Annotated in this window: 2 pseudogenes; one reads left to right on the top strand and one right to left on the bottom strand. The window is 69.6% G+C overall.

Annotated elements, in window-relative coordinates:
* Positions 1 to 2365: pseudogene (locus BST27_RS32820) on the top strand (PE family protein); the annotation flags it as partial.
* A 141-nt stretch (positions 2366 to 2506) separates the two neighbouring features.
* Here the strand turns inward: BST27_RS32820 and BST27_RS32825 are convergent.
* Positions 2507 to 3619 (bottom strand): annotated as a pseudogene (locus BST27_RS32825) (PPE family protein); the annotation flags it as partial.

The raw sequence follows: 3619 nt of genomic DNA on the forward strand, positions 1-3619 counted from the left end.
TGCCGGCGGTCAAGGCGGTGTGGGCGGGTCCGGCCACGATGGGGCTAAGGGCCTCGCAGGAGGGGCTGGCGGAAACGGCACTAACGGCGGGAATGGCGGCACCGGCGGTGTCGGCGGCGTTGGCGGCGCGCCCGGCACCGGTGCCAAGGGCACCGGAATGGGTGGGGCCGGTGGAGCGGGCGGCACCGGCGGCTTCGGCGGAACCGCTGGGAACGGCGGAGCCGGCGGCAACGGCACCTTCGAGGGGGGCGGCACCGGCAACGGCGGCAACGGCGGTGACGGCGGAAACCCGGGCAACGGCGGCAGCGGCGGCGCCGGTGGTGCCGCTGGCGGTACCGGCCCGAACGCCGGCAAGGCCGGCGTCAACGGCAAGGCTGGCAGCCTCGGCGCCGGTGGTAACGGCGGCAACGGCGGCAACGGCGCCGCTGGGCCCGAATTCACTGGCCTCAACGGCGGCAACGGCGGGAACGGCGGCAACGGGGGGCTGGTCGGAAGCGGAGGCAATGGCGGAACCGGCGGTGCCGGTGCCTTCGGTAGCAAAGGCACGGACACTGACACTCCGGGCGCCAATGGTGGTCCGGGCGGCAAGGGCGGTGACGGCGGGAGCGGCGGCAACGGCGGTTGGGGCGGGCTCCTCGCCGGCAACGGTGGCAATGCCGGGGCGGGAGGAGCTGGCGGCACCGGTGGTACAGGCGGTACCAGTGGGGCTGGTGCTATCGGAGGCAGAGGAGGAGACGGCGGAAATGGCGGCCAGGCCGGCGCGGTTGGTTTAGCGAAGGCAATCGGCGGCCAAGCCGGCAGTGTAGCCAGCACCGGAAAAGGTGGCAACGGCGGAAACGGGGGAGCGGGAGGAAACGGGGTAGCCGGCTCCATTCATGGGGGTCATGGGGGTGCCGGCGGCACCGGAGGCCAGGGCGGCGCACCCGCGGTCCTGGGCAACCCGGTGGGTGTCAGTGGGAACGGCGGAATTGGCGGAAACGGCGGCCTCGGGGCCTTAGGCACCAACGGCGGCATCGGCCAGAATGGCGGCGCTGGGGGTAACGGCGGAAACGGCGGCGCCGGCGGCGCCGGTGGTGCCCCCGTCGTCCCCGGAGGCACCGGTGGTGGAAACGGCGGAAACGGCGGGAACGCGGGAGGCGGCGGCACCGGTGGGAGCGGCGGCGTTGGGGCCAATGGCGGCGGCGCCGGCGGCCACGGAGGCGCCGGCGGGAACGGTGGCAACGGCGGCGCAGGCGGCGCCGCCGGCGGCATCGGGGCTTCCGCCGGCAACATCGGCAACGCCGGCAGTGGCGGGAACGGTGGCACGGGCGGTGCAGGAGGCCTCGGCGCGGCCGGTGTCAACCCGACTCCGGCCGACCCGCAAGGCGCCCCGCCCGCTACTCCATCTACGCCACCCGATGTCAATAACGGTCAAGGCACTACCGGGAAAGCCGGCACCAATGGCACCAACGCCGGCAGCGCCGGGCAAACCGGTGGCACCGGCGGCAAGGGTGGAGCCGCTGTACTTACTGCGGGATTTGGAAGCGCCACGGGCGGAGTCGGCGGCAACGGCGGCACCGGCGGATACCTCGGCAACGGCGGAACCGGCGGCCAGGGCGGCGACGGATCCCAACTCTCAGTCTCTGAGTACGCAGCCGGCGGCAACGGTGGCAGGGGCGGAGACGGTGGATACGGAGGGAACGGTGGCACCGGCGGCATGGGCGGCATTGCCTACGGCCACGGGACCAGCAACATGTACCCCGGCGACGGGGGCGCCGGCGGCAACGGCGGATTCGGCGGCGGGAAAGGCGGGGACGGCGGCATGGCCGGATACCCGGGGAGTCTTGGCGCCAATTACAACTCCGCCAGTTCAGGTGCAACCGGCGGCAAGGGCGGCAACGGTGGTCAGGGCGAGACAGGCGGCACCGGAGGACAGGGCGGCAACGGCGGCGCCGGCGGCAACGCCGGCTACGGCGGTGGCGATGCGCAGGGCGGTGCCGGCGGAGTCGGAGGCGCCGGAGGCACCGGAGGCATCGGTGCAGTCGGTGGCGCTGGTGGCGCCGGGGGTGACGGACCCGGCCTCCACGGCGGCAACGGCGGCAACGGCGGCAATGGCGGCACCGGCGGCACCGGCGGCACCGGTGGCAACGGCGGCAATGGCGGCGCTGGCGGCTTGGGCCCCAATGGTGGCCTAGTTGGGAAGGGCGCTGGTGGCGCCGGCGGGGCAGCCGGTAACGGCGGATACGGCGGCAGCGGCGGGTCCGGCGGCGCGGGCGGCCTGGCCACAAACAGCGCGGCCTGGAACTTCGGCGTCAACGGGTCACCTGGCGCCCAAGGCGCCACCGGCGCTCAAGGCGCCAAGGGTATTGCTGGAAGCCCCGGGTAGCCGCACCGGGCAAGCGCGCTAACCGCCCGCCGTCGGTTATCGCGCTACCCATCGGCAACATCATTGATTGGTTCTTGCCACCGAGAGCGGTCTCAGCGGGTCAGCTCACGCGCGGGTCAGCCCACGCGCCGCCGACACAACCTACAGAGCGGCGCCAACGTTGAAGAAGCCGGCCAGCATTTCTCCGACATTTCGCACGCCGGAGTTGAAGGCCGCGGTCATGAGGCCAACCGAACTCGTGTTGGCGTAACCCGAGATGCTGTTACCCCAATTCGACATGCCGGAAAGCAGTTGCCCAACGTTGTAGTACCCAGAAACTGCGCCCAACAACGACTCTGGCACCTGGTTCCAGAAGCCCGAAATCGCGGACCCGACATTCCCATAGCCAGATGAGCTTCCGTCGCCGCTGTTGAAGAAGCCCGACGAGGGCGCTGTGGTCGTGTTTCCGAAGCCGGAGGAACCCGCGACACTGATTGGGATGTTGATGGGTCCCAGCCCGCCGTTCATCGTCACGTGCAACGGAGACGGACCGATGCTGAAGCCCGGAATGGTGAAGGAGTTGGTGCTTCCGCTCAACGGAATGTTCAGTCCAATCTGGGAAAGGCTGAAACCGCCGATGGTGAACGGGGCGGTGGAGCCACTCAGGGGTATGCCCAGCCCAATCTGAGGCAGGCTGAAGCCGCCGATGGTGAACGGTTGCGTCGTCCCGCTCAGCGGGATGTTGAGCCCGAACTGCTCAAGGCTGAAGCCAGCGATCGTGGACGGGTTCGTCATCCCGCTCAATGGAATGTTGAGTCCGATTTCCGGAATGCTGAAGCCGGCGATCGTGAACGGACTGGTGGCGCCATTCAACGGAATGTTAAGTCCGAATTGCGGAATACTGAAGGCGTTGATCGCAATTCCGCCGGTGCTGCCGCTCAACGCGGGGCCCACGGTGAACTGACTCAGCGGGATTGGGCCGATAGAGCCGGTGATGATACCCGCGACATTTAGGGGAACCAACCCGATCGTAATTGTGATCGGTATGGTGACGCTGATCGACACCGGGATCCCGGCGATGGTGATGTTTGGGACCCTGACGTCGCCGATTCCACCGGAAGCCAACAGATTGACCGGGATGGCCGGGATGGCGATGTTGGGCACGGTGATGGCGCCCACTCCGCCGGAGGCCAACAGGTTCAACGGAATCCCCGGAATATCGATGCTCGGCACCGTAATCGGGCCCACACCACCAGCAGCCATCAAATTCAACGG

Source organism: Mycobacterium intermedium (assembly GCF_002086275.1).
GTDB classification, from domain to species: domain Bacteria; phylum Actinomycetota; class Actinomycetes; order Mycobacteriales; family Mycobacteriaceae; genus Mycobacterium; species Mycobacterium intermedium.